This window comes from Marivivens sp. LCG002, from assembly GCF_030264275.1.
Taxonomy (GTDB): Bacteria; Pseudomonadota; Alphaproteobacteria; order Rhodobacterales; family Rhodobacteraceae; genus Marivivens.
On sequence record NZ_CP127165.1, the window covers coordinates 2,829,578 to 2,851,554 of the forward strand.

A 21,977-nucleotide genomic window follows, 5' to 3' on the forward strand; every position below is an offset into this window, starting at 1 on the left:
GGGGAAAGGAACGCAGCTTAGAGGCTGCGCTCGATCTCCTCGCGCTCGAAGATTTCGATAACGTCGCCGGGACGGATATCGTCGTAGTTTTCGAACGCCATACCGCATTCCTGACCCGAGATGACCTCTTTGACTTCGTCCTTGAAGCGCTTGAGGGTCTTGAGCGTGCCTTCGTGGATAACCACGTTGTCGCGAAGAAGACGCACGCCTGCCGAACGACGTGCAACGCCTTCGGTGACGAGACAACCAGCGACCTTGCCCACGTTGGACACCTTGAAGACTTCTTTGATCGACGCATAGCCGATGAAGTTTTCGCGGATTTCTGCAGAGAGAAGGCCCGAAGCAGCGGCTTTGATATCGTCCACAAGGTCATAGATGACCGAGTAGTAACGGATCTCTACGCCTTTTTGGTTGGCGGTGTTACGGGCAGATGCGTTCGCACGCACGTTGAAGCCGATAACCGGAGCACCCGATGCTTCAGCAAGACCAATGTCGGTCTCGGTGATCGCACCAACGCCGTAGTGGAGGACGCGCACGCGGACTTCGTCGTTACCGATTTTTTCCATCGCCTGCACGATCGCTTCGGCCGAACCCTGAACGTCAGCTTTGACGAGGATCGGAAGCTCGGAGACGTTCTGATCCGCCTTGGCTTTGGCCATAAGTTGATCAAGCGTCGTCGCGGCGCCAGCCGCGGCACGCTTTTCACGCGCGCTGTGTGCGCGGTAGTCAGCGATTTCACGCGCCTGAGCTTCTGTGTCGACAACGTTGAGAACGTCACCAGCCTCCGGCGTTCCGTTAAGGCCGAGAACCTCAACCGGAACCGACGGACCGGCTTCGTCAACGCGGTCGCCCTTGTCGTTAATCAGCGCACGGACTTTACCCCACTGCTCGCCCACGACGAAGATATCGCCGCGCTTGAGTGTGCCGTTCTGAACGAGAACGGTGGCAACAGGGCCGCGGCCCACGTCAAGCTGGGCTTCAATCACAGCACCCGAAGCGGAACGATCGGGGTTCGCTTTGAGTTCAAGGATCTCTGCCTGAAGCGCAATCGCTTCGAGAAGGTTATCAAGTCCAAGACGCGTCTTGGCCGACACTTCCACGGTCTGAACGTCGCCGCCCATTTCTTCGACAACAACTTCATGCTGGAGAAGATCGGTGCGCACCTTTTGCGGGTTCGCGTCGGGCTTGTCGCACTTGTTGATCGCGACGATCATCGGAACCTTGGCTGCCTTAGCGTGGTTAATCGCTTCGACGGTTTGGGGCATCACGGCGTCGTCGGCCGCAACCACGAGCACCACGATATCCGTGACCTGAGCACCGCGGGCACGCATCGACGTAAACGCAGCGTGGCCAGGGGTATCGAGGAACGACAGAACGGCACCCGACTCGGTCGTGACCTGATAGGCGCCGATGTGCTGGGTGATGCCGCCGGCTTCGCCCGAAACAACGTTCGCCTGACGGATCGCATCAAGAAGCGAGGTCTTACCGTGGTCGACGTGACCCATGATCGTGATGACCGGGGGACGCGACTGAAGATCTTCTGCTTTGTCCTCGACCTGATCAATCGCCTGTTCAACGTCCGCATCGGACACACGCTGAACGCGGTGGCCGAATTCCTCGACGATGAGTTCAGCGGTATCCGCGTCAATCGTCTGGTTCTGGGTTGCCATGATGCCGTTCTGCATCAGCGATTTGACCACATCGGCAACGCGCTCGGCCATACGGTTGGCGAGCTCTGCGACAGTGATCGCCTCGGGGACCTGAACGTCACGGACAATCTTTTCGCGCTCTTGCTGGCCGCCCATCGCCTTTTGGCGTGCACGTTCCTGCTTGCGCTTCATTGCAGCCATCGAACGCTGACGACCACCTTCGCCACCCGCAAGGGCGTCGTTGAGGGTCAACTTACCAGCGCGGCGACCATCGTCACCGCGACCAGGTTTGGCCTTGACCACGCGCTCTGCGCGACCTGCATCACGGTCACGATCGACCTTGCGAGGGCCGCTTGCACCGCGATCCTCGGTGTCGGCATCATTTGCCTTGCGCGCAACAGGTGCAGCAGGCTTGGCAGGCGCAGCTTTCGGAGCGGCGGCAGCAGCAGCCTCGGCAACACGTGCCTTTTCTTCGGCTTCTTTGCGCTTACGCTCTTCTTCTTCGCGGGCTTTGAGAGCCTCTTCGCGCTCGCGCTCTTCACGTTCCTTGGCTTCGGCCTCGGCACGGCGGCGGTCACGCTCTTCTTCGCGGGCTTTCTCATCCGCTTCGCGTTGTGCTGCTTCCTCGGCCTCACGGGCTTTGGCCAGCGCAAGTGCCTTCATGCGGCGCTCGAGTTCGGCATCCGTGATACCAGCGGGACGCTTGGAAGGATCACCAGCTACGGGGCTTGCGCCGCCAGTCGTGGGCTTAGCCGCACCGGGCTTGGGAACCACAACGCGCTTGCGCTTGGTCTCCACCACGACGTTCTTGGTGCGCCCATGGCTAAAGCTTTGCTTTACGTTTCCGCTGTTGGAACCGCCACGCAGACCAAGGGTTTTTTTACCGTCGTTATCGCTCATCTAGCTTCTTTTTCCTTTCCGGCAGCGTCCGTGCCGCCGTCAATATCGCGCAAGCCTTTCAGCTTTGCGGCTTCCTCTACTACACGATCGCTGAGTCCGCCAGCCGCGAGAGCGCCATGTATCACACTTTGACGCCCAAATGCCAAACCCAATTCCTCAGAGCTCATGCAATCGAAATAACGGGCGCCTTCCGGCGTCCAAAGTTTTGCTTTGCCGCGTTCTGATCCGTCACCAGCCTGAAGCAGAACGCGAACGCGTTCGTTTCCGGAAAGCCAGCTTTTGACTTTTTCAAAACCACATACGGCAAGTCCGGCCTTGCGCGCCAAGGCAATCAGATCGACGACGCGACGCGCGATTTGGCGCTCGACTTCATCAACCAGATTTTCGGGCACAGTGACCGGTTGTTTTGCAGAACGCGCAAATTGCCCGCGTCCTGCTTTTTCAAGGGTTGCACGGTTTGCGGTAACCCACATTCCACGACCCGGGAGTTTCTCGAGCACGTCGGGCACAACAGACCCATCGGGACCGATCACGAAACGGATCAATCCTTGCTTGGGCTGGACGTCGCCCGTGACGATGCACTTGCGTTCCGCGTCCAAACCCTGAGGGTTATGTTTGCCACCACGTGTCATTTTTCAAGCTCTCGAAGCGATTAAGCCTCGGACTCCTCATCTTGGTTGTCGTCACCTTCGAGCTCGGTCGGATCGACCCAGCCCAGAACAACGCGTGCAGTCATGACGAGATCCTGAGCTTCTTCGAGGCTGACCTCGAACTTCTCGAGAATACCTTCGTCCTTGACGCGCTCGCCGTTTACGGTGGTCCAACCACCAGCGAGTTCCCAGTCGGCGCAGGTCGCAAAATCTTCGAGCGTCTTTACGCCGTCTTCGGCAAGCGCTTCGATCATCTGCGGGGTCAGACCTTCGAATTCGAAGAGGCTATCCTCGACACCAAGCTCGCGAGCACGCTCGATCGCTTTGCGGTTCTGTGCTTCGAGAACGTCACGTGCACGAGCCTGAAGCTCTTCTGCGGTGCTTTCATCCACACCGTCGATCACGAGAAGTTCGTCGAGTTCGACATATGCAACTTCTTCGAGGTTCGTGAACCCTTCGGAAACGAGAAGCTGGGCAAAGAATTCATCCAGATCCAGCGCTTCCATGAAGAGCTTGGTGCGGACTTCGAATTCAGCCTGACGACGCTTGGATTCGTCTTCCTCGGTCATGATGTCGATGTCGAGACCCGTGAGCTGCGAAGCAAGGCGCACGTTCTGGCCGCGACGACCGATGGCGAGCGAAAGCTGTTCATCGGGAACCACGACTTCGATCTTGCCGGCTTCTTCGTCGAGAACGACCTTTGTCACTTCGGCAGGCTGGAGCGCATTCACAAGGAAGGTCGGAACGTCTTCATTCCACGGAATGATGTCGATCTTTTCGCCCTGAAGCTCGTTTACAACAGCCTGAACGCGGCTACCGCGCATACCGACGCAAGCACCAACGGGGTCGATCGAATTGTCATACGACACAACCGCGATCTTGGCGCGCGAACCCGGATCACGGGCAACGGCTTTGATCTGGATGATTCCTTCATAGATTTCGGGCACTTCCATTTTGAAGAGCTCGGCCATGAATTCGGGAGCGGTGCGCGAAAGGAAGATCTGCGGTCCGCGCGGCTCGCGACGTACGTCTTTGATGTAGCAACGGATACGGTCGCCGGGGCGATAGCTTTCGCGGCCGATCTTTTCGTTGCGGCGCAGGATGGCTTCGCCGGCACCCACGTCGACGATGACGTTGCCGTATTCCTCGCGCTTGACCTGAGCATTGATGATCGTGCCTGCACGATCCTTGAACTCTTGGTATTGCTTGTCACGCTCTGCTTCGCGGACCTTCTGAAGGATCACCTGCTTGGCGGACTGGGCAGCGATGCGGCCGAGTTCTACGGGCGGAACTTCTTCCGAATAGGTGTCGCCGATCTGGGGGTTGTCCATATACTGTTTGGCCTGATCAACGGTCATCTCGGACTGATAGTTTTCGAGATCTTCATCGGCAACAACGCTGCGCACGCGCGTAAAGGTCGCGCGACCGGTGCGGCGGTCAATGGACACGCGAATGTCCATTTCCGACCCGTAGCGGCTCTTGGCTGCACGGGCGAGCGATTCTTCCATCGCTTCGACTACGAGGTTGGGGTCGATCCCCTTCTCGCGGGCGACCGCTTCGGCGGTCTGCAAAAGCTCTAGCTGGTTAGCAGAGGTAATGGCCATCAGTTCGTCTCCTCATCGCCATCAATGATGGTCTCAACTTGGTCAAATTGGGCTTCGTCGATTTGGCCCGCGTCTTTACGTCCGCGCAGAACATCGCGGATAAGCTCGTCGGTCAGAACAAGCTTGGCATCGGACAGCCACTCGAACTTGAGTCCGATGGTGATGTCTTCGCCTTGCTCGTCGAGTTCGATCAACACTTCGTCGCCTTCTACCCCGCGAAGGGTGCCTTTGAAGCGGCGGCGACCGTCGATCAAATCGGTGGTCTCAAGCTTTGCAACATAACCGTCCCAAAGCTCGAAATCCTTGAGACGGGTCAAAGGACGGTCGATACCCGGGCTCGAGACTTCGAGCGTGTAGGCGTCGATAATGGGGTCCTCGACATCCAGCAAAGCCGAAACGGCATTCGAAATATCGGCGCAGTCATCGACTTCGATGGTTCCATCGGGCCGCTGCGCCATGATCTGGAGGGTGGATTCCTTGCCAGTCATTAAACGGATACGCACGAGCTCGAAACCCATGTCGGCAATGACCGGATCGATGATCTCGGCAATTCGGCGGTCAATAGCCGCTTTGGCAATTAAATCGTTCATGGTCTCTTCAAGCACAAAAAAACGGGCGCGCGGCCCGTCGATGTTTCCCGGTGGAGCGTTGAACCGATGTTCTCAGCGCCGCTGTTGAGCTGCGTATACGCCGCACTTCTGAAAACTGCAAGGCTTTATGCTGACCACCACCGCTCGGCCATTCGCGTGCTATCCATGTCAAAGAGATTACCAATGGTTTCAGGTGTTCCGACCCGATTGCTGGTCGCCTGAAGAAAGGGTGTAAACGCAGGAATGATGGAGGGACCATCGTCGCGCAACATGATTTGGAGCTCGTAATACATCTCGCGTCTTAGATCGCTGTCGAGCACTGAACGCGCAGCCGCTACAAGATCCTGAAACCGCGCGGGGGCCCAACCATGCCTATTCCATGGTGTATTTACGCCATACGCTGCGGAGAGCATCCAATCTTCGGTCGCACGACCCGACCATGTCGCCGCATTCCATTCCCTGTCGGGCGCTGCGGAAACCTGGATTTCGATGCCTGTTTTCGCCGCACTCGCCTTGAACAAAAGCGCATTGGCCTCGGCCTCGTTTCCGTCGCGCGGGTCATAGCCGAGATCAATGCAAAGCCCGTTCAGACCGGCCTTGCGCAAGTGAAACGCGGCGCGTTCGGGATCGAACTGAACCGGAACGATATCAGGGGCGAAAAACTGGTTTGCGGGGCCGATCGGCGAATCGCTCGCGATTGCACCATGGCCGCCCAGAACGTCGTTCAAAAGAGAAACGCGATCCAGACCATATTTGAGTGCCATTTTCACGTCAGGGTCGGCAAAAGGCACGGCACCCGTGATCGAAGAGAAAGATATGTGGCGATTGCCCTGAACGGTTTGCAATTGAACCGCAGGACTTTCGGCAATCCGACCGAGCGCAGCCACGGGGACCGCATTGATCGCATCGACCTTGCCCATCATAAGAGCGGACACCCGACGCGATGCGTCGTTCATCGCGATATACTCGATCTCGTCGAAGAACCCTGCACCCTCACCTTTGTAATGATCCGCAACGCGGGTCGCGACGAGCCGATCACCGGGGGCGAAGTGCTTCACACGGTAAAGACCCGTTCCATTCCCCGTCTCGATTGCACCAGCAATATCGGACGCGGGATAAATGAGAAGGTGGTAGTCGGACAAAAGATAGGGAAAGTCCGCGTTGCCGCGCTTGAGCTCGAACCGGACTTGATGCGCGCCCGTTTTCTCGATCCGCTCCACTTCGGCCAAAATAGGAGCCGCGGGCGAGGTCACGTCTTTGTGTAGCAGGAGCGAGGCAATCACGTCTTCTGCCGAGAATGCCGTTCCATCATGGAATCGAACGCCTTGGCGAAGATCAAAGGTCCAGGTCCTTGCGTCCGCGCTGGCCACCCAGTGGGTCGCAAGCTCTCCTTTGAGAGAGCCATCGGCGGCAACTTCGGTCAGGGTATCGAAAACGGCACCCGATGCAGCAGCCATCATAAAGACACCTGCATGGGTGCGACCATCCCAAGTATCGGTCACCGAAGCTCCAGACAACGCGGCGGTCAACTTTCCACCCCGAGAGCGCGCACGCGCAGGCATTCCCGACACCGCGAGCAGGGCTGCGGCGACACCGGACTGCAAGAGCCTACGTCTTCCAAGAGGGGTCATCTGTTCCTCCGTTTCGGAGGCACAGGTTGCGCAGATTCCAACAAGGTTACAAGGCCCGCGTGGTCAATTTGACCGAAGACGATCCATAATCCGAACCAAAGCATCCGCGATTCCGGGCTCGGAAAGCGCATGACCTGCTAGTGGAACAAGATCGAGCCGCGCTCCAGCCCACAGACGCGAAAGTTCGAAGGCCGATGTCGGCGGACAAATCATGTCAAACCGCCCCTGAACGATATATCCGGGGATATGCGCGATCCGGTCCATATTATCGAGGATTTGTTGGCTTTCGCCTAGAAAACCGTTGTTCACAAAGTAATGGTTTTCGAGCCGAGCAAAGGCGCGGGCATAATCGGAGGGAGGCTCGCCTCCAAACCCTTGGGATTCAATCGATGCGAGGGCGTTTTCCCATTGCGCCCAAGCGCGCGCAAACCGCAGTTCGGTCGGGATATCACCGGAAAAAAGTCGTTTGTGATAAGCGGCAATCAGATCATCCCGCTCTTCGGGGGGAACAAGACTGACGAAACGGCTCCATAGATCGGGCCAGAATTTTCCAGCACCACCGCCGTAAAACCAATCCAGCTCTGGCTTGGTCATCAAAAAGACACCACGCAGAACAAGCGCTTTGACGCGCTCGGGATGTGCTTGGGCGTAAATCAAAGAAAGCGTCGCGCCCCAGCTGCCGCCAAAGGCGATCCAGCGATCGATACCCAGCGTCTGACGGATCAATTCGGCATCAGCGACAAGATCCCAGGTCGTATTGTTCTCGACCGAGGCATGCGGGCGCGACCTACCGCACCCACGCTGATCGAAAAGAACGACACGATAAACAGAAGGATCGAAAAAGCGGCGCATCATCGGGCTACACCCGCCACCAGGCCCACCATGGAACACGACGACGGGTATGCCGTCAGGACGTCCCACCTGTTCGACATAAACCCGATGACCGTCTCCTACATCCAACATCCGCTGGTCGAACGGGTCGATCGGCGGATATAGGTGCGGCACACTGCGCTTTTGACCCGAGAATTTATCCATGTTCGAACTATATAATGAGTTGCGCAGAGTTGCCATCACCCTACGACAAACAATCGGAGCGAATTATGTCCGTTGAACCCCGAACCACTGTTGATGCAAACGAGATCGCCAAATTCGAAGCCATGGCGGCCGAATGGTGGGACCTTGAGGGGAAATTCAAGCCGCTCCACATGATGAACCCTGTGCGACTGAGCTATATCACAGATCAGATCGCTGCTGAATTCGGGCGTGATCTCAAGGCGGATAAGCCATTCGCAGGTCTACGAATCCTTGATATCGGATGCGGTGGCGGCCTTTTGTGCGAGCCGATGGCGCGACTTGGGGCGACGATTGTCGGAGCAGACGCAGCCGAGCGCAATATTCCCGTTGCGCGTATCCATGCCGAGCAATCAGGGCTGGACATCGATTATCGCCACACAACGGCAGAGGCACTGGCCGAAGCGGGTGAACAATTCGATGTGGTTCTGAATATGGAAGTTGTCGAACATGTTGCCGATCCGCTTGCCTATCTGACGGCCTGTCAGCAGCTTTTGAAATCCGGCGGGCTTCACCTGTGCTCGACGATCAACCGCAATCCCAAAAGCTTTGCTATGGCGATCGTGGGTGCCGAATATGTGATGCGCTGGCTTCCCAAGGGAACGCATGAATGGAACAAGTTCATAACGCCCGACGAGCTTTTCGATCTCATGCGCCGGGCGGGGCTCGATCCCGTTGATCGCAAAGGCTATGTGTTCAATCCTGTGCTCTGGACGTGGCGGATTTCGGAAAAGGATCTATCGGTCAACTATGTCACGGCAGCGATCAAACGCTAGTCGTTCTCGCTCAGCTGAAGGCGTAGCTCGCGCAAGACAGGAATAACCGAACGGATTTTATCTGCTCCGACCTTTTCCACCATATTTGCAATGATTGGGGTCATGGCAGCGAGTGCGGCATCGCGCGCGGCAAGCCCGGCAGGACTTATCGATACCATTTTCCGCCTTGCGTCTTCCCAATCGGGGCGGATGTGCACCCAACCCGCCCATTCCAGCTTGCCAAGCGTATTGGTCATCGCCCCACGCGTCAGATGAAAGGTTTTCGCAAGTTGAGCGGGCGAGCGTTCTTCGGCCGCATGCGCGAGATGATTCAGCACCGAGAAATGCGAAAGCTCCATTCCTTTGGGCATGGCCTTGGCTACGTTATGCCGAGCGAGCTGATCCACGACGAGGATCTCGCTAAAGAGGGCTACTGCCAAACTATTGGTTTGATTAGTCATTCAGGAACTTGAAGCTTCTATCGTGGTGAAGGCTGGGTATACGTTTACGGGCATTCGCCACGTCTGCCAAATCCAAATCGAGATACAACGTGCCGCAGGCTTCGCCGATGTCGGCGAGCACCTCGCCCCAAGGCGAAATGGCCATCGTATGCCCATAAGTCGAGCGCTTTTTGCCTTTGCCTGTTCTGTGCGTCCCCGTTTGAGCAGAAGCGAGCACGTAGCAGCCCGTTTCGATTGCACGTGCCCGAAGCAGGGTTTCCCAATGCGCCTTTCCGGTTTGTGGGGAAAAAGCGGCGGGAACCAAAAGGACTTCTGCACCCGCTTGCGCAAGTGCACGATAAAGATAGGGAAAGCGCAAATCGTAGCAAATAGTCAGGCCGAGGACGCCAAACGGGGTCCGACAGATCGTCGCCGTTTCCCCAGGACGATAGCCCGAGGACTCACGATAGGTTTCGCTGTCGCTCACTTCGGCGTCGAACATATGGATTTTGTCATAGCGGGCTTGGATTTCCCCGCTTGGATCGATCACAAAAGACCGATTGGCAAAACGTCCATCCTGATCACCCGTTTTGAGCGCCAGAGACCCAAGCGAAAGCCACACGCCCGATGCCTTCGCTTCGCGTCTCATATGGGCTAGAAACGGATCGTTTTCCTCCAGACACAAGATTTCGGACTGATGGTCACGATCCATCGAAACGATGTTTGATACTTCGGGCGTCAGGACAAATCCTGCACCGTTTCCGGCAGCCTCACGGATCGCAGAGGACACCATTTCAGCGTTCTCCATCGGATCATCCGAGGATGTTATCTGGATGAGCGCGGCTTTCACGCGAGAAGAGCGTCCAGTTTACCTTCATGCTCAAGCGCATAAAGGTCATCACAGCCGCCGACATGCACGTCGCCGATGAAAATCTGTGGAACCGTGCGGCCTCCGTGCGAGCGCTCGGTCATTTCGATGCGGCGCTCGGGTTCGCGTGCGACGTTGATTTCAGTGAACTCAACGCCTTTTTGAACGAGCAAGCGCTTGGCTGCGTGACAATAAGGACAAGTCGGGGTCGCATAGACTTCTACGGGTTTCATCTCAAATCCTCTTTGTTTGACTGGAACCTATGCATTCTTGCCCGCTCGGGCCAGTGCCAAGACGAAAACTTCTTTTGCCCCAACGGACAAAAGCGCATTCGTCGCGCTGGAGAAAGTCGCGCCCGAAGTAAAAACATCGTCGACGAGCACAATTGAACGGCCTCTCACACTTGGGATCGCCTGATCCATGACCTCGATCGCACCACTCAGTGCCGTGAAACGCTCTACATCCGAAAGATCTTTGAGAATCGGGGTCGCCCTGACCCGCCGAAGCGCATCAAGCTGCATGTCGATACTGGTCTTTGCTGAAATGCCCTGCACCAGCAATGACGCTTGATTATAGCGGCGCGACCATCGCCGCTTCCAGAACAGCGGTATCGGGACAAGCAATGGGTCTTGGACATCGAGAGAGGCGAGTTTGCTGGCAAGAATACCGCTGAATGATCGGGCCAGTTCGGTCCGATCCGCGTATTTGAGCGCAAGAACGAGAGTTCGACTAAGGCCACCATAACGTGTTGCGGAGGCACCACGCACCCAAGGTCTTGGATAGGAAAGACAGTGATCGCATACCTCGATACCGCCATCCGATTGCCCCTTGAGCGGTGCACCACAGAAATGACAGGCAAGCCCGATTATGACCCCAAGCTCACTCCAGCATTTGCCACAAAATCCAAACTCTTCAGACATCAGATCGTGACAACCGCTACATTCGGCAGGATAGATCCAACGAACGGCACTTTGCAAAAGACGCATGTTTCCCTATGTGATCGACCTATGAACACTCCGCCCCAGCTCACCGATAGAAACGCCCTTCTCAAACACCGCGCTCGTGCAGCGCGGGCGCTCGAGACATTTCTGTTCGATCAGATCGCCGACGAAATGCATGAAAGGCTCCAAGAGGTTAACAGGCCGTTTACTCAGGTCGCGGTTGTCAGTGGATTCCCCGACTATTGGAGGACCCATTTTCCCGAAGCCGATCATATCCTTGACGAAGACGTAATTGCGATCGACTTGGGGAAATATGATCTCGTGGTCCACGCTATGGCGATGCACTGGGCCAATGATCCGGTTGGGCAATTGGTTCAGTCGCGGCGCGCGCTAAAGCCCGACGGGTTGCTTCTTGCTGTATTGTTCGGCGGAGAAACATTGAACGAGTTGCGTAGTGCGTTGGCCGAGGCCGAAATTGCTGTTCTCGGCGGACTTTCTCCACGGATCGCGCCCATGGCCGAAATCCGTGACCTTGGCGGTCTCCTTCAACGGGCCGGCTTTGCGTTGCCCGTGGCGGACTCTTTGCCGCTCAAAGTCAGCTATGGCGATGTCTTTTCCCTCTTTCGGGATTTGCGCAATATGGGCGAAACGAATGCCCTACTCCAAAGACACAAGGGCACGATGCCACGTACTCTTTTTGCCAAGGCCGGGGATATTTATGCTCGGGCTTTTCAAGGTAAAGATGGCCGCCTCGAGGCGACTTTCGAGATCATTTTCCTTACCGGCTGGGCGCCCGACGACAGCCAGCAAAAACCGTTGCGTCCAGGTTCCGCTCAGGCGCGGCTCGCTGATGCTTTGGGTGCAGTTGAGAAGAAATTGGACTAGGTTACATTTGACCAAGCTGCAGCCAGCTTTATCTGGCTAACCAAAAGAGGGATCGGACCAAATTATGAAAGACTATCAGCTCACTGGTGCACCTGCAGTTTGCCCTGCCCACGCTCCAAAAGACCACCCCGCCGTCAGGCCAAGCAAGATTGGTGTCTTGATTGCGAACCTTGGGACTCCTGACGGCACCGATTATTTTTCAATGCGGCGCTATCTGAGTGAATTCCTCTCGGATCGACGCGTTGTCGATTACTCTCCCTGGCTATGGCAGCCGCTTTTGCAGCTCATCATTCTTACCAGCCGCCCGTTCCGCTCGGGCGCGGCGTATCGCTCTATTTGGAACAACGAAGCCAACGAAAGTCCGCTTCTCACGATTACCAAAGACCAAACCCGCGCCATACGTTCGCACATCGAAGAGGCTTTTGGGGGAGAGGTTCTTGTCGATTATTGCATGCGCTACGGCAACCCCTCGACCGAGTCGAAAGTGCGCGAAATGGTCGAAGCAGGGTGCACCAAGATTCTGTTTTTCCCGCTCTATCCGCATTATGCGGGGGCAACGTCGGCGACTGCCGTCGATCAGTTCTTCCGTGCTTTGATGAAGGAAAAATGGCAACCGATCGTGCGCGTGGTCGAACCCTACTTCGAAGATACAGCCTATATCGATGCTCTCGCGCAGTCTGTCGAACGGGCGTATGCGGCAGCCGAGACCAAGCCGGATTTACTGGTATGTTCCTACCATGGACTGCCTAAGCGGTATTTGATGGAAGGTGATCCCTATCACTGCCAATGCGTCAAAACGACAAGGCTTCTCAAGGAGCGGTTGGGCTGGGATGACAACCAAATTACTTCGACTTTCCAGTCGAAGTTCGGACCTGAGGAATGGCTCAAACCTTACACAGTCGAAGAGGTTGCGCGTCTCGCCGAAAAAGGAATCAAGAACATTGCCGTCTGCGCCCCAGCATTTTCTGCGGATTGCATCGAGACGCTTGAAGAGATCAACGAAGAGATCAAGGAAAGCTTCATCCATGCGGGTGGCGAAAGCTTTACCTATATCCCGTGCCTCAATGATGATCCTGCGCATATTTCAGCGCTCACCGATCTTATCAAAAAGAACCTGCAAGGCTGGATCTGATCCGGCCTTTTCCGAGAAGCACAGAACACAAGCAAAAGGGCAGCGCGATGCGCTGCCCTTTCACAATCTAGAAACTTGCTAGCTATTACTTGAGTTTGGTAGCAGCAAGGATAGCGAGCAGGATCAGCGGGATGATCAGGCCGGACGACGAAGAAGAAGCAGCTTCTTCTACAACTACGGGGGCCATTTCAACTACCGGTGCAGCCATGCCACCAGCGAAAGCGGTGGAAGCGAGACCAGCGAGTACAGCAGCGATTGCGAGCTTTTTCATAACATTTCTCCAGTATTCGCCCACGGCATTTTGTTGAGGACAGCCGTAGGCACCAAGACTTACCTCGTGACCCCCACTAACCTACAAATCTGGCGCTTTGCAAAGAAATTGAGAGTAGGGCACGTAAATATCTGCACGGATGTGGTTAAATTAGCAACACTTGAGTGCCAACTTTCGTCAATTCAAAGAGTTGCGCGATGTGTTCGTTATACAAACCCACGCATCCATTCGAAGAGCGACGGCCGATTTTCCGCGTGTCATGCGTGCCGTGGATTCGGTAATACTGCCACGACAGATACAACGCATGCGTGCCGAGCGGATTCTCGGGTCCAGGACCAATGTATTCCGGCCACTCGGGGTTTCGTTCCCGCATAGATGGTGTCGGACGCCACTCGGGGCCGACGACTTTGCGAACGATCTCGGTACGTCCCAGACGGGTCAGGTCTTCGGTGAGCGGAACGCTGGTCGGGAAAAGACGGTAGGTCGATTCATCCTCGGACCAGAAATGGAGAGCGCGGCTTTGGATATCGACGAGTACCGCCCCATTTTTCAGAGAATCGAAATATGGATGCCAGTCGAGCGAGCGAAAGCTCGAGATGTTGCGACGCGTGGATTGCGAAATCTCGCCTTCGATCTCGGTCGAATTGTTGGCTTGCGCAAAAGCACCTGTTCCGACCGAAGCTGCAGCCGCGGCAACGAACATTCTGCGATTGATTTTCGGGGAAACGATTTTTGACACTGAACTGCTCCGGAGTTTTCCGTAAATTTGGACATTATTTACGCGCCTGTCGTTGTTACCGCAATTCAAACAAGCGTTAGATGATCCATTCTCCGCCGATGCCCATTTGCGCAGCCATGATCTTCTCGGTATTCATGCGGCAACTAATTGGGGTTTGATCCATGAATCGTCGTAGTTTTCTTGTTGTATCCGGACTTTTTGCAGCAGCGGCCTGTGCGCCTGTGCCCAAAGGGCGCATCGGGCCCGACGGGAACCCTTTGCCGCAAGTTTACCGGATCAAGCCCGACATGGAAGCAGACATCCAATACCGCATGCTTGACGGCATAAACGCACTTCGGGAAGTCGCAGGTGCTGCGCCGCTTCGTTTTGATTCCGGTCTGAATGCTGCCGCAGCCACACACTCTCGCGATATGGCGCTCCAGAACCGGCCTTGGCATTTCGGGTCTGACGGATCGTCACCGCTCGACCGTGCGCGCCGCGTCGGCTTTACGGGTTCAATCCTTGGAGAGAATATCTCGGAAACATACGAAACCGAGATGGAAACCCTTGCTGCATGGCTCGAGCAAGAGGACACGCGCTCAGTTGTTCTTGATCGCAACGCCACTTTGCTTGGATTTTCGTGGTATCAGGAACCTGCCGGCAAGATTTGGTGGACCCTCGTCACCGGCAGGTTCTAATGCCTGTTCAGGGATAGATGAAGATCGGCGTACCGTCCTTCACCATCGCATAAATCTCTTCGATCTCTTCGTTCGTCACCGCGATGCAGCCGGCGGTCCAATCATCTTTGCCGAGCTCGCTCTTAGGCGTTCCGTGGATGAAAATATCTCCGCCAGGTTTCTTGCCTTGAGAGCGCGCAAATTCGGCGTCTCGGGTGTTCGGATACGAAATCCCGAGTGACAAATGATAAGCGGAACGCGGGTTGCGATGGCTGATTCGATAGGTGCCTTCGGGTGTTTTCCCATCGCCTTCGAACTGCTTGTGCCCCTCCGGGGTGAAGCCGAGTTCGAAATCATAGGCCTTTACCACGCTGTTCCCATTCATCAGGAACATGCGTCGATTCTCTTTCTGCACGACGATGCTCGTGATTTCTGGGCCTTTATAGGCGACAAACTTTGATGGTTTGCCGCAACTTGCGAGCCCGAGAAAAGCGACGAACGCCACCAAGATTTTTACAAGTTTCATGTTTAGCTGCTCAATTTTACCTTGCGCCCTCCTACATCAATTCAGAGGCCCGATCTATTGAAGAACAGCTGTTCACGAGCGTGTGAATGCACCTGCAATCTCGACGTGTGACGACCAACGGAACTGATCGACGACGATCAACCGCTCAAGTTTCCACCCCGCATCGACAAGCGTCTTGGCGTCGCGTGCGAATGTAACGGGGTTACAAGATACCATCGCGACAACGGGCACGGCGGAGCGTGTGATGGCTTCGATCTGGGCTTCGGCTCCTGCTCGAGGAGGATCAATCACGATCGCTTTGAAGCGCGCAAGTTCGTCAGGTTCCAACGGCCTGCGGAAAAGATCCCGCGTTTCGGTCGTCACAAGTTTGAGGCCGCTTGCCTCGCGCCAACCACGATCAAGAGCGGCGAGCATTTCACGAACGCCTTCGACCGCATGAACTTCTGCAGTTTTGGCGAGAGGAAGCGAAAAAGTTCCACAACCCGAAAACAAATCGATAACGCTCGGCGCTTTGCCGACGGTTTCGATGACAAAGGATTGAAGCGCCGCCTCACCCGCCTTGGTCGCCTGAAGGAATGAACCCGGCGGAGGAACGACACGCGCTGCTCCAAAACGCTGCTCGGGCGGGTTCATGGTGACGATTGGCTCATCCTTCCAGACCAAACGGGCGATATTATGGATGCGCGCAAATTCTGCCATCTCGATGCGAATAGCCTCGGTCAGCTCTTTGTCGGTTTCGACATGAATATCGGGACCCGCTTCGCTTTGAATGACCGTAATATCGATCTCGCCCTTCCGCGATGCAGCCGCGACAGTAAGGGCCTCAAGCGTCGGAATGAGAGCGATCAATTCGGGCGTCAGAAGCTTGCAGTCGGGAATTTCGACAATGGTGCCCGAACCTTTGGCATGAAAACCGACCATCGCGCCCTTTTTCGTGCGCTTGCCGGAAAACTTGGCCCGACGACGCGAATTTGCAGGCGATGTCTCGACATGTTCCGGTGCAAAATCGATCCCCTGAGCCGCAAGTGCCTTTTGAACAACCGATGCTTTCCATTCCGCAACAAACCGATCAGAGGCATGTTGAAGTGCGCAGCCCCCACAAGCCTTGAAATGTCGACAAGGTGGAGCAACGCGATCTGGCGAAGGCTTGAGAATACGTGCGGTGCCATCTTCAAGGACGTCAACTTCCTCGTCGGGAAGCACCCGCGCGACGAGTTCGCCGTCTTCGGTGCGGCCAAGAGCGTTGTGCGTGAGTGACTTGATGAGTTGCATGAGGGCTTCCTTTGATCCGAGGCTGCATTACCCCAGCTTTTCGTTATCCCGCAACTGTCAGAGTGCAAGAAGGGCGTCTTTGGAAAGCGTGAACCCGGATTCGATCCACGCGGCTTCAAGGGTCCGCAAACGCTCGCCCAGCGCGTGACCCTCGTACTGACCAAGAAGCTCTTGTGCCTTGATCGGGAAACTCGCGGATGCGCCAAGCGCAAGATCATCTTCGATTGCCGGTAACGGATTCTGAAAAAAGGCGAAACGAAGAACCATTATGGACCGAGCGGTCTCGAGACCATACCGATAAGCGAGCTCGGCAGGAGCCTTGCTCCCTAACGCCTCTGCTTGATAAAGGTCGACACGTTTTGCCTCGGAGTTGCTCAGACGCAAACGCTCTTTGGCGTCCTGACCCCCAAGCGCTGCAAGACGCAACATCGGATCTGGAACGGCTTCGGTCGCGAGGTGGACGAGAATTGCCAGCGTGACGGGGGCTGCTCCCGGCAACACGCGCGCCAGGATTCCCGAAGCGCCCATGGATCCAAGCACAGGCGCAGGATCGGGCGCTGCCAAGAGTTTCCGCATCTCGTTCCCAATCCGCTCGGCGGAAAGAGCTTCGATACCATCCTGATGTTCGGCACAGGCGGCAAGAGCCTCTGCGTCTATCCCCTGGTCGGCATTACCATACCACGCGGAGAAGCGAAAAAACCTGAGTATCCTGAGGTAGTCCTCGCGAATTCGATCCTCAGGGTTGCCGATAAAGCGAACGATGCCCTGCTCAAGATCAGGCAAGCCCCCTATAGGATCGAAAACGTCGCCTTTGGAATTTGCATAAAGAGCATTCATGGTGAAATCGCGGCGCGCAGCATCCTCTTGCATCGTTTCTGCGAATGCAACGACGGCATGTCGGCCATCGGTCTCGACATCCTTGCGATAGGTCGTGACCTCAAAAGGAATGCCGTCTTCTACAAGAGTGATCGTGCCGTGATCGATACCCGTCGGAACGGCTTTTATTCCAACAGATTCGGCCAGCGATAGTATCTGCTCAGGCGTCGCAGAGGTCGAAATATCGAAGTCCGACACAGGCTGCTTGAGCAAGGCGTTGCGCACACAGCCCCCGACAAAAAAGGCTTCGAACCCAGCATCCTCGAACATTGCGCACACGCGTTGAGATGCGGATGACGATATCCATGCGTCCCGAATTTTCGTCATTGATCCAACCGTTCGGCAAAGCGGCGCAGGATGAGAGCGGTCGCACCCCAAATATAATAAGGGCCGTAGGGTACAGTGAAGTAAAACCGCTTTTGCCCCTGCCAGCGTCTGCCTTCTACACGAAAATTCGATGGGTTGGTGACGTGATCGAACGGGACGGTAAAAGCTTCTTCAACTTCGCCCGCTTCGGGTTCGAAGACGAAGGGTTCTTTTACAAGGGCGACAACCGGCGTCGCGATATAGTTCGAAACGGTTTCATGGGTCGGAAGGCAACCCAGCACTTCGACGTTCGAAGGCACGAGGCCGATTTCTTCATGGGCCTCGCGCAGCGCGGTTGCTTCCAGATCCGCATCCGTATCGTCACGACGACCACCGGGAAATGCGATTTGCCCCGGATGATGTTTGAGATGTGCTGACCTCTTGGTGAGGATCAGTGAACCGTCGCTTTCGTTGAATGCTACAAGAACTGCAGCCTGTCTCGGTGTCCGCCCCGCAGGAAGGCGGATACCGGGGTTGAGATCAAAGTCAGAAGAGCTGTCGCCCCGTTTGGCAAGGGCGCTCAGCAAAATCTGTCTTAAATCAGGCTTGTTCATCCGGCTTCTCGGTTGCTTCAAATCCGAGAGTAGCAGGATCGAACTCGTAATGCGAACCACAGAACTGACAATCGGCGGTCACAATACCTTCTTCGGTCGTCATGTGACGAATATCCTTGGCCGAATAGATCGAAAGGCTTTCGCGAACGCGCTCTTCCGAACAGGTGCAGCCGAATTTTACTGTCTGCGCATCAAAGACCCTAGGGGTTTCTTCGTGGAACAAACGCAAAAGAAGTTCGGTCGGCTGGACCGTCGGGCCGATCAATTCGAGTTGTTCGACCGTATCGAGAAGCACATTTGCACGGGTCCAGTTTTCACCTTCATCCTCGTCGAGGAGATCTGTCGCAGCCAAGAGACCGTCTTCTCCTGTTGCTTCTTCTCCTTTGGCAAAGGGCGACGCCTTGGGCATATGCTGGAGCATGACACCCCCAGCACGCCAATGCGCATCTTGCCCAGGCATTTGTGATGTCCCGAAGCTCAACTCGAAACGGGTCGGGATTTGCTCGGACTGGGCGAAGTATGTTTCAGCACATTTCGACAAAGAGCCGCCCGCAATCGGCGTGATGCCTTGATAAGGGGTCATGCCTTTGCCCTGATCGATCAGGATCGCAAAATAGCCTTGGCCGATTTGGGTGAAAGTATCCTGGTTCGGATCAAGCGCCTCTCGATCGAATGACGCGTAAGCGCGGATGCGAGCAGGCTCGCCATCATCGGTCGGCCCATAATAATCGGTCGCGATAAGCCGCACGGAACCGCTACCACGCACTTGGAGAGAGAGCTTCCAGCGCAGCTTGATGGTTTGACCGATGAGCGCGGTCAATAGACACATCTCGGCGATCAAGGCTTCGATTTGCGGCGGGTAATCGTGCTGGGCCAGCACCTGCTGCAACAGACCATCGAGCCGCGCGACCCGCCCCCGAATATCCGAGCGGTCTAGTTGAAATGGCAGGACGGTATCATCCCAAGCGAGCTGCGAGCCGAGCGACATATGACTTCCTTCGAAAAGGTCTGGAATTGGCGTATCGCGTCCATATAGTCGTCTTGAGCAAAGGTCCAAGGGGGTAAATGACATGAGGCGCTTCGGAGAACCCGTAATTTCGGGTCAAAAATACACCGTTCGCCCCGGAGTATATGTCATTCTACCGCGCCAAGGGCGTCTCTTGCTCACCAAACAGGACGGTGAGGTTCAACTCCCCGGTGGCGGTATCGACCGCGGGGAGTCACCTCTTCAAGCGCTTCACCGAGAGGTATTCGAAGAAACAGGCTGGCGCATCGCCGATCCGCTCAAAGTAGGCGTTTATCAGCGTTTCTGCTATATGCCCGATTATGATCTCTGGGCGAAAAAAGTGTGCCACATCTATATCGCGCGCCCGATCCTGAAACTCGGCGCCCCGACCGAACTCGGTCACCAGGCCGTTTGGGTCGAAAAAGCCCTTGCAGAAATCGTGCTCGCAAATTCAGGCGATCGCGCCTTTGTCGCCTCGCTCTAGGTCAAATCGCGTTTTTCGACCAACAGTCCATAGAGCGTAGTCTGAACGCTCAGGCTGAACATGAATTCGAGCCAGATGAAAGGCAACCAGAGCAATATTCCTCCAGTCGGAAAGAGCGCTTCGAACTGCACGAGCAAGATACTAAGAACATAGTTCAAAACCCCAAGGATCAGAGCAATTTGAAAAAGGTCTTTGCTCACGCTTGCGGTCATCCGAAAGGACTCGAGGATCGGAAGCGAGTGGCCGACAGTTATCCCAGTAAGTGCAAGGCTGAAACGCAAGGTCAGAAAATAAACGACGAGCGTCACACCGAATTCGAGAAAGGGCGCAAGATAAACCAGAAGGTTACCTAATCCGATGGAAATCACTCCGATCACTAGAAAGCCGATCATCACGACGGCAAGAATGATCATCGAAACACCAAAGACCCGACCGACATAACCGATCAGTTCCTTCATATGCACAACAGGAAGCCACGCTGGATATTCTTCCAGCAGGATAAAGCGGTGCCACAGAACAGGCACCCATGACGTAAGCACCAAGAAGGCAAACATGGTGATCAAAAGATAGAACGATGATGTTCCTTCTGGATTTTCGAGAATCTGAAATCGGCTCAGCAAGAAATAGATTATCCCGCCGAGCAATACTGCGGGTCCGACCGAGATCTTGAGCGCATTGCCAAAGTTCCCCGTCAGCATCTTGAACGCATGTCGCAGGATCAATCCGTGCATATTCTTCTCCAGAACCCAAAATTTAGCCGTAGAACTCACGAAACACGGCTTGGGGTCAATGGCCTTCCCTTGCTTGCAGTTAAAAAACCCGTTATCGCGCCTGCGATATCCAACAAGGAGAGACCGCGATGTCCGCCCCAAAGAAAGTCGTCCTCGCCTACTCCGGCGGCCTCGACACGTCGATCATTCTGAAGTGGCTCCAGACCGAATACGGTTGTGAGGTTGTCACCTTTACCGCCGACCTTGGTCAGGGCGAAGAGCTTGAGCCTGCGCGCAAAAAGGCAGAGCTGCTCGGCATCAAACCCGAAAACATCTTTATCGAAGACGTGCGCGAAGAATTCGTAAAGGACTTCGTCTTCCCGATGTTCCGTGCAAATGCCGTTTACGAAGGCCTTTATCTGCTCGGCACATCCATTGCACGTCCGCTGATTTCCAAGCGTCTTGTCGAGATCGCGGAAATGACCGGCGCCGACGCCGTTGCGCACGGCGCGACCGGCAAGGGCAACGATCAGGTTCGCTTCGAACTGTCGGCTTATGCGCTCAACCCCGCTATCAAGGTGATCGCACCCTGGCGCGAATGGGATCTGACCTCGCGCACCAAACTGATCGAATTCGCGGAAGAGCACCAGATTCCGATCGCCAAGGACAAGCGCGGCGAGGCTCCCTTCTCGGTTGACGCAAACCTGCTGCACACTTCGTCCGAAGGTAAAGCTCTCGAGAACCCTGCTGATCAGGCACCCGAATACGTCTACCAGCGCACCGTTTCTCCGGAAGAGGCACCAGACACCCCCGAGTTCATCGAAGTCACCTTTGAAAAGGGTGATGCGGTTGCGATCAACGGTGTCGAAATGTCGCCAGCAACGATCCTTACCGAGCTTAACGAATATGGCCGTAAGCATGGCATCGGGCGTCTTGATTTCGTCGAAAACCGCTTCGTCGGCATGAAGTCCCGCGGCATCTATGAAACACCGGGCGGCACGATCCTTCTTGAAGCGCACCGTGGTATCGAACAGATCACCCTTGATAGCGGTGCGGGTCACCTCAAGGATTCGATCATGCCGCGCTATGCCGAGCTGATCTATAACGGCTTCTGGTTCTCACCCGAGCGCGAAATGCTTCAGGCGCTTATCGACAAGAGCCAAGAACATGTTACGGGCACCGTCCGACTCAAGCTTTACAAAGGTTCGGCAAGCACCGTTGGCCGCTGGTCCGAATACTCGCTCTACTCCGAGAAGCACGTCACCTTTGAAGAAGACGCGGGCGCCTACGATCAGAAAGATGCCGCCGGCTTCATTCAGCTCAACGCGCTGCGTCTCAAGCTCATTGCAACGCGGAACCGCCGCGTCAAAGGCTGAACTGGTTGCATATGAAATGCGAAAG

Annotated in this window: 24 protein-coding genes; 6 read left to right on the top strand and 18 right to left on the bottom strand. The window is 55.7% G+C overall.

Features of this window, described 5'->3' with window-relative positions:
- Positions 1-17: 17 nt before the first annotated feature.
- The 6 genes from infB to pip form a co-directional block, all read right to left on the bottom strand.
- Positions 18-2,549 carry a translation initiation factor IF-2 gene (gene infB / locus QQG91_RS13980; RefSeq protein WP_285770829.1) on the bottom strand — a complete coding sequence of 844 codons (2,532 nt, stop codon included), beginning with the start codon at positions 2,547-2,549 and terminating at the stop codon, positions 18-20.
- Positions 2,546-3,181, bottom strand: a complete 636-nt coding sequence (locus QQG91_RS13985) for an RNA-binding protein (RefSeq protein ID WP_285770830.1) — start codon at positions 3,179-3,181, stop codon at positions 2,546-2,548. Before QQG91_RS13985 ends, infB begins: the two co-directional genes overlap by 4 nt.
- A 20-nt stretch (positions 3,182-3,201) precedes the next feature.
- Positions 3,202-4,803, bottom strand: coding sequence for a transcription termination factor NusA (gene nusA / locus QQG91_RS13990; RefSeq protein WP_285770831.1), 1,602 nt, complete (start codon positions 4,801-4,803; stop codon positions 3,202-3,204).
- Positions 4,803-5,393 carry a ribosome maturation factor RimP gene (rimP, locus tag QQG91_RS13995; protein WP_285770832.1) on the bottom strand — a complete coding sequence of 197 codons (591 nt, stop codon included), beginning with the start codon at positions 5,391-5,393 and terminating at the stop codon, positions 4,803-4,805. The genes nusA and rimP overlap by 1 nt, the downstream gene beginning before the upstream one ends.
- A 125-nt stretch (positions 5,394-5,518) precedes the next feature.
- Positions 5,519-7,024, bottom strand: a complete 1,506-nt coding sequence (locus tag QQG91_RS14000; RefSeq protein WP_285770833.1) for an ABC transporter substrate-binding protein — start codon at positions 7,022-7,024, stop codon at positions 5,519-5,521.
- Positions 7,025-7,087: 63 nt separating this feature from the next.
- Complete coding sequence (gene pip / locus QQG91_RS14005) at positions 7,088-8,059, bottom strand: prolyl aminopeptidase (RefSeq protein ID WP_285770834.1); 972 nt, start codon at positions 8,057-8,059, stop codon at positions 7,088-7,090.
- A gap of 65 nt (positions 8,060-8,124) precedes the next feature.
- Here pip and ubiG point away from each other — a divergent pair, with 65 nt between their 5' ends.
- The gene (ubiG, locus tag QQG91_RS14010; RefSeq protein ID WP_285770835.1) at positions 8,125-8,871 is read left to right on the top strand and encodes a bifunctional 2-polyprenyl-6-hydroxyphenol methylase/3-demethylubiquinol 3-O-methyltransferase UbiG; all 747 of its coding nucleotides are present in this window, start codon (positions 8,125-8,127) and stop codon (positions 8,869-8,871) included.
- Here ubiG and QQG91_RS14015 read toward each other — a convergent pair.
- Genes QQG91_RS14015 through QQG91_RS14030 form a run of 4 tightly spaced genes read right to left on the bottom strand, consistent with a single transcriptional unit; the run spans position 8,868 to position 11,144 of the window.
- Positions 8,868-9,311 (bottom strand): MarR family winged helix-turn-helix transcriptional regulator, encoded by a 444-nt coding sequence (locus tag QQG91_RS14015; protein ID WP_285770836.1) that lies wholly within the window; start codon positions 9,309-9,311, stop codon positions 8,868-8,870. The two genes, ubiG and QQG91_RS14015, sit on opposite strands and share 4 nt — an antisense overlap.
- The gene (locus tag QQG91_RS14020; RefSeq protein WP_285770837.1) at positions 9,304-10,140 is read right to left on the bottom strand and encodes a carbon-nitrogen hydrolase family protein; all 837 of its coding nucleotides are present in this window, start codon (positions 10,138-10,140) and stop codon (positions 9,304-9,306) included. The genes QQG91_RS14015 and QQG91_RS14020 overlap by 8 nt, the downstream gene beginning before the upstream one ends.
- Positions 10,137-10,391, bottom strand: a complete 255-nt coding sequence (gene grxC / locus QQG91_RS14025; RefSeq protein WP_285770838.1) for a glutaredoxin 3 — start codon at positions 10,389-10,391, stop codon at positions 10,137-10,139. Before grxC ends, QQG91_RS14020 begins: the two co-directional genes overlap by 4 nt.
- Positions 10,392-10,418: 27 nt before the next feature.
- Entirely contained in the window at positions 10,419-11,144 is a 726-nt protein-coding gene (locus QQG91_RS14030; protein ID WP_285770839.1) for a ComF family protein, read from the bottom strand.
- 21 nt (positions 11,145-11,165) lie between these two features.
- Between QQG91_RS14030 and QQG91_RS14035 the strand changes: the two genes are divergently transcribed.
- Both QQG91_RS14035 and hemH read left to right on the top strand, forming a co-directional pair.
- The gene (locus tag QQG91_RS14035) at positions 11,166-11,984 is read left to right on the top strand and encodes a methyltransferase domain-containing protein (RefSeq protein ID WP_285770840.1); all 819 of its coding nucleotides are present in this window, start codon (positions 11,166-11,168) and stop codon (positions 11,982-11,984) included.
- A gap of 64 nt (positions 11,985-12,048) precedes the next feature.
- Positions 12,049-13,116, top strand: a complete 1,068-nt coding sequence (hemH, locus tag QQG91_RS14040; protein WP_285770841.1) for a ferrochelatase — start codon at positions 12,049-12,051, stop codon at positions 13,114-13,116.
- 85 nt (positions 13,117-13,201) lie between these two features.
- Here the strand turns inward: hemH and QQG91_RS14045 are convergent, their stop codons facing one another.
- Both QQG91_RS14045 and QQG91_RS14050 read right to left on the bottom strand, forming a co-directional pair.
- The gene (locus tag QQG91_RS14045; RefSeq protein ID WP_285770842.1) at positions 13,202-13,387 is read right to left on the bottom strand and encodes a hypothetical protein; all 186 of its coding nucleotides are present in this window, start codon (positions 13,385-13,387) and stop codon (positions 13,202-13,204) included.
- A 145-nt stretch (positions 13,388-13,532) separates the two neighbouring features.
- Positions 13,533-14,090, bottom strand: a complete 558-nt coding sequence (locus tag QQG91_RS14050) for a L,D-transpeptidase (RefSeq protein ID WP_285770843.1) — start codon at positions 14,088-14,090, stop codon at positions 13,533-13,535.
- 197 nt (positions 14,091-14,287) lie between these two features.
- Here QQG91_RS14050 and dalA point away from each other — a divergent pair, with 197 nt between their 5' ends.
- Positions 14,288-14,803, top strand: coding sequence for a divisome-associated lipoprotein DalA (gene dalA, locus QQG91_RS14055; RefSeq protein ID WP_285770844.1), 516 nt, complete (start codon positions 14,288-14,290; stop codon positions 14,801-14,803).
- A 7-nt stretch (positions 14,804-14,810) separates the two neighbouring features.
- On the opposite strand, the gene QQG91_RS14060 is transcribed toward dalA, so the two are convergent.
- The 5 genes from QQG91_RS14060 to hslO all read right to left on the bottom strand — a co-directional run bounded on the left by QQG91_RS14060 (position 14,811) and on the right by hslO (position 19,364).
- Positions 14,811-15,308, bottom strand: a complete 498-nt coding sequence (locus tag QQG91_RS14060; RefSeq protein WP_285770845.1) for a L,D-transpeptidase family protein — start codon at positions 15,306-15,308, stop codon at positions 14,811-14,813.
- 72 nt (positions 15,309-15,380) lie between these two features.
- A complete protein-coding gene (locus QQG91_RS14065; protein ID WP_285770846.1) occupies positions 15,381-16,580 on the bottom strand; it encodes a class I SAM-dependent RNA methyltransferase in 1,200 nt (399 codons plus the stop codon).
- Between the two features lie 57 nt (positions 16,581-16,637).
- Positions 16,638-17,726: a CCA tRNA nucleotidyltransferase gene (locus tag QQG91_RS14070; protein WP_285770847.1), complete on the bottom strand. Its 1,089-nt coding sequence runs from the start codon at positions 17,724-17,726 to the stop codon at positions 16,638-16,640.
- Positions 17,727-17,779: 53 nt separating this feature from the next.
- Complete coding sequence (locus QQG91_RS14075; protein WP_285770848.1) at positions 17,780-18,376, bottom strand: CoA pyrophosphatase; 597 nt, start codon at positions 18,374-18,376, stop codon at positions 17,780-17,782.
- The gene (hslO, locus tag QQG91_RS14080; RefSeq protein ID WP_285770849.1) at positions 18,363-19,364 is read right to left on the bottom strand and encodes an Hsp33 family molecular chaperone HslO; all 1,002 of its coding nucleotides are present in this window, start codon (positions 19,362-19,364) and stop codon (positions 18,363-18,365) included. The genes QQG91_RS14075 and hslO overlap by 14 nt, the downstream gene beginning before the upstream one ends.
- A gap of 82 nt (positions 19,365-19,446) precedes the next feature.
- On the opposite strand from hslO, the gene QQG91_RS14085 reads away from it, so the two are divergent.
- On the top strand, positions 19,447-19,866 hold the full coding sequence (locus tag QQG91_RS14085) for an NUDIX domain-containing protein (RefSeq protein WP_285770850.1): 420 nt from the start codon (positions 19,447-19,449) through the stop codon (positions 19,864-19,866).
- Here QQG91_RS14085 and QQG91_RS14090 read toward each other — a convergent pair.
- Complete coding sequence (locus tag QQG91_RS14090; protein ID WP_285770851.1) at positions 19,863-20,597, bottom strand: hypothetical protein; 735 nt, start codon at positions 20,595-20,597, stop codon at positions 19,863-19,865. The genes QQG91_RS14085 and QQG91_RS14090 overlap by 4 nt on opposite strands.
- Before the next feature lie 128 nt (positions 20,598-20,725).
- On the opposite strand from QQG91_RS14090, the gene QQG91_RS14095 reads away from it, so the two are divergent.
- A complete protein-coding gene (locus tag QQG91_RS14095; protein WP_285770852.1) occupies positions 20,726-21,952 on the top strand; it encodes an argininosuccinate synthase in 1,227 nt (408 codons plus the stop codon).
- The last annotated feature ends 25 nt before the right edge of the window (positions 21,953-21,977 follow it).

Coding starts and splice junctions, on each gene's coding strand:
- infB (WP_285770829.1), bottom strand. CDS start 2,549: ATGAGCGATAACGACGGTAAAAAAACCCTTGGTCTGCGTGGCGGTTCC.
- QQG91_RS13985 (WP_285770830.1), bottom strand. CDS start 3,181: ATGACACGTGGTGGCAAACATAACCCTCAGGGTTTGGACGCGGAACGC.
- nusA (WP_285770831.1), bottom strand. CDS start 4,803: ATGGCCATTACCTCTGCTAACCAGCTAGAGCTTTTGCAGACCGCCGAA.
- rimP (WP_285770832.1), bottom strand. CDS start 5,393: ATGAACGATTTAATTGCCAAAGCGGCTATTGACCGCCGAATTGCCGAG.
- QQG91_RS14000 (WP_285770833.1), bottom strand. CDS start 7,024: ATGACCCCTCTTGGAAGACGTAGGCTCTTGCAGTCCGGTGTCGCCGCA.
- pip (WP_285770834.1), bottom strand. CDS start 8,059: ATGGATAAATTCTCGGGTCAAAAGCGCAGTGTGCCGCACCTATATCCG.
- ubiG (WP_285770835.1), top strand. CDS start 8,125: ATGTCCGTTGAACCCCGAACCACTGTTGATGCAAACGAGATCGCCAAA.
- QQG91_RS14015 (WP_285770836.1), bottom strand. CDS start 9,311: ATGACTAATCAAACCAATAGTTTGGCAGTAGCCCTCTTTAGCGAGATC.
- grxC (WP_285770838.1), bottom strand. CDS start 10,391: ATGAAACCCGTAGAAGTCTATGCGACCCCGACTTGTCCTTATTGTCAC.
- QQG91_RS14030 (WP_285770839.1), bottom strand. CDS start 11,144: ATGCGTCTTTTGCAAAGTGCCGTTCGTTGGATCTATCCTGCCGAATGT.
- QQG91_RS14035 (WP_285770840.1), top strand. CDS start 11,166: ATGAACACTCCGCCCCAGCTCACCGATAGAAACGCCCTTCTCAAACAC.
- hemH (WP_285770841.1), top strand. CDS start 12,049: ATGAAAGACTATCAGCTCACTGGTGCACCTGCAGTTTGCCCTGCCCAC.
- QQG91_RS14045 (WP_285770842.1), bottom strand. CDS start 13,387: ATGAAAAAGCTCGCAATCGCTGCTGTACTCGCTGGTCTCGCTTCCACC.
- QQG91_RS14050 (WP_285770843.1), bottom strand. CDS start 14,090: ATGTTCGTTGCCGCGGCTGCAGCTTCGGTCGGAACAGGTGCTTTTGCG.
- dalA (WP_285770844.1), top strand. CDS start 14,288: ATGAATCGTCGTAGTTTTCTTGTTGTATCCGGACTTTTTGCAGCAGCG.
- QQG91_RS14060 (WP_285770845.1), bottom strand. CDS start 15,308: ATGAAACTTGTAAAAATCTTGGTGGCGTTCGTCGCTTTTCTCGGGCTC.
- QQG91_RS14065 (WP_285770846.1), bottom strand. CDS start 16,580: ATGCAACTCATCAAGTCACTCACGCACAACGCTCTTGGCCGCACCGAA.
- QQG91_RS14070 (WP_285770847.1), bottom strand. CDS start 17,726: ATGTTCGAGGATGCTGGGTTCGAAGCCTTTTTTGTCGGGGGCTGTGTG.
- QQG91_RS14075 (WP_285770848.1), bottom strand. CDS start 18,376: ATGAACAAGCCTGATTTAAGACAGATTTTGCTGAGCGCCCTTGCCAAA.
- hslO (WP_285770849.1), bottom strand. CDS start 19,364: ATGTCGCTCGGCTCGCAGCTCGCTTGGGATGATACCGTCCTGCCATTT.
- QQG91_RS14085 (WP_285770850.1), top strand. CDS start 19,447: ATGAGGCGCTTCGGAGAACCCGTAATTTCGGGTCAAAAATACACCGTT.
- QQG91_RS14090 (WP_285770851.1), bottom strand. CDS start 20,597: ATGCACGGATTGATCCTGCGACATGCGTTCAAGATGCTGACGGGGAAC.
- QQG91_RS14095 (WP_285770852.1), top strand. CDS start 20,726: ATGTCCGCCCCAAAGAAAGTCGTCCTCGCCTACTCCGGCGGCCTCGAC.